The organism is Porcipelethomonas sp., assembly GCF_051893655.1.
GTDB lineage: Bacteria > Bacillota > Clostridia > Oscillospirales > Ruminococcaceae > Porcipelethomonas.
This window is the reverse complement of the sequence record NZ_JBJFHN010000097.1, coordinates 1-2,071: the sequence shown is the minus strand read 5'-3', so window position 1 is coordinate 2,071 and position 2,071 is coordinate 1. Positions and strand designations below refer to the sequence as shown.

The following is a 2,071-nucleotide window of genomic DNA, read 5'->3' as shown; positions in this document are numbered from 1 at the left end:
TTAAAATTTTACCCCATATTCGGCATCGAATATGGGGTTTTTCTACAGTCTGAAATCCCCTGATTTGTGATCAGGGGATTTTTAAATTTTAAATCTGTGCAGAGTAGTTAGGAGCTTCCTTAGTGATATAAATATCATGAGGATGGCTTTCCTTAAGACCCGCACCTGTAATTCTTACGAACTGTGAACGTTCATGAAGAGTCGGAATATCAACGCATCCGCAGTAACCCATACCAGATCTGATACCGCCCACAAGTTGGAATATAGTATCTGCAACAGAACCTTTAAACGGAACACGTCCTTCAACGCCTTCAGGGACAAGCTTTTTAGCACCTTCCTGGAAGTATCTGTCCTTAGAGCCACAAGCCATAGCGCCTAAGCTGCCCATACCTCTGTAGACCTTAAATGAACGTCCCTGGAAAATTTCAGTATCACCCGGAGCCTCTTCACAGCCAGCAAGAAGAGAACCCAGCATAACCACATTTGCACCGGCTGCGAGAGCCTTTACAATATCGCCTGAATATTTAATACCACCGTCTGCAATAACAGGAATATTATGCTTCTGAGCGACTTTAGCGACATCATAAACCGCAGTAATCTGAGGAACACCGATACCTGCAACAACACGAGTTGTACAGATAGAACCAGGACCGATACCAACCTTTAAGCAGTCTGCACCGGCAGCGATAAGATCCTCAGCAGCTTCAGCAGTTGCAATATTTCCTGCAATAACAGGAGTATTTGGGAAAGCCGCCTTAACCTTTTTAACACATTCCATAATATTTTTTGAATGACCATGTGCAGAATCCAGTACCAGAACATCCGCCTGAGCATCAATTAATGCACTGGCTCTTTCAAGTACATCAGAAGTTACACCGATTGCCGCACCGCAAAGAAGACGACCGCTTTTATCTCTTGCAGAATTAGGATACTGAATAGCTTTTTCGATATCCTTAATAGTAATAAGACCTTTAAGATAACCATTTTCATCAACAAGGGGAAGCTTTTCAATTTTATGAGCACGAAGAATTTCCTGAGCCTGTTCAAGAGTTGTACCGATAGGAGCAGTAATAAGATTATCCTTAGTCATTACATCTCCTATTTTAGTATTGTAATCGGCTATAAAGCGCATATCTCTGTTTGTAATGATACCAACGAGCTTGCCGGTTCCGTCAACAATAGGGACTCCGGAAATTTTATATTTACCCATAAGCTCGTCCGCATCGTAAACATATCTGTCAGCAGTAAGAGAAAACGGATTTACAATAACGCCGTTTTCAGAGCGTTTTACCTTGTCGACCTCATCTGCCTGCTGTTCAATAGTCATGTTTTTGTGGATTATTCCTATACCGCCTTCTCTGGCGATAGCGATAGCCATTTTAGCCTCTGTTACTGTATCCATAGCAGCAGTCATAATCGGAGTTTTCAGGACAATATTACCAGCCAGTCTTGACTCCAGATTAATCATATTAGGTGTTACATCTGATTTTCCCGGAATCAGAAGAACATCATCAAAAGTTAACCCCTCTTTTGCAAATTTATTATCATTCAGCATAAAATCCTCCTTAATATATGAAGAAAGCAGCTAAATTTTTTCAAAAAAATTAAAGCTGACTTACATTTATTATTTATACTATTTCTTATAATGATACTATTTTTTTAGCAATTTGTCAAGACCTTTTTCGACTTTTTTAATCTTACTTTTATAGATTTCCTTACTTTCCTGAAGCATCAAGAAAGTAACAAAGAATTTTTTATCGTATATTTCTTTACAGATATTCGCTTTATAAAAGCGTATCCAAATTTTTTTGTTATTTACTTTCTTGAAGCATCAAGAAAGTAACAAAGAAATGCTTAATTACTTTCTTTTCATGTGAAAAGAAAGTAAAACAAAGAAAAAACTTTATCCGTCATTTTGCTTCTGAACTAATTATTCTCGACTTAAAAGGCAAGTAGTTTCAGACGTAACTTAATTTTATGAGTTCTTATAAATAAGGCTCGACAATTTATTTGAAAGGAAACATTTATTTTAAGAAAGCTCCCATCAAGATGAGTGCAGCTTTTAGGGCTT

At 37.9% G+C, this 2,071-nt stretch carries 1 protein-coding gene; it reads right to left on the bottom strand.

The features are described from left to right. Nucleotides 1–88: 88 nt before the first annotated feature. Nucleotides 89–1,555 (bottom strand): IMP dehydrogenase, encoded by a 1,467-nt coding sequence (gene guaB, locus ACI4WO_RS05750; RefSeq protein WP_439806609.1) that lies wholly within the window; start codon nt 1,553–1,555, stop codon nt 89–91. Between the last annotated feature and the right edge of the window lie 516 nt (nt 1,556–2,071).

Bases quoted from the DNA above. Each gene is read 5' to 3' on its own strand.
- guaB (WP_439806609.1), bottom strand. From the start codon at position 1,555: ATGCTGAATGATAATAAATTTGCAAAAGAGGGGTTAACTTTTGATGAT.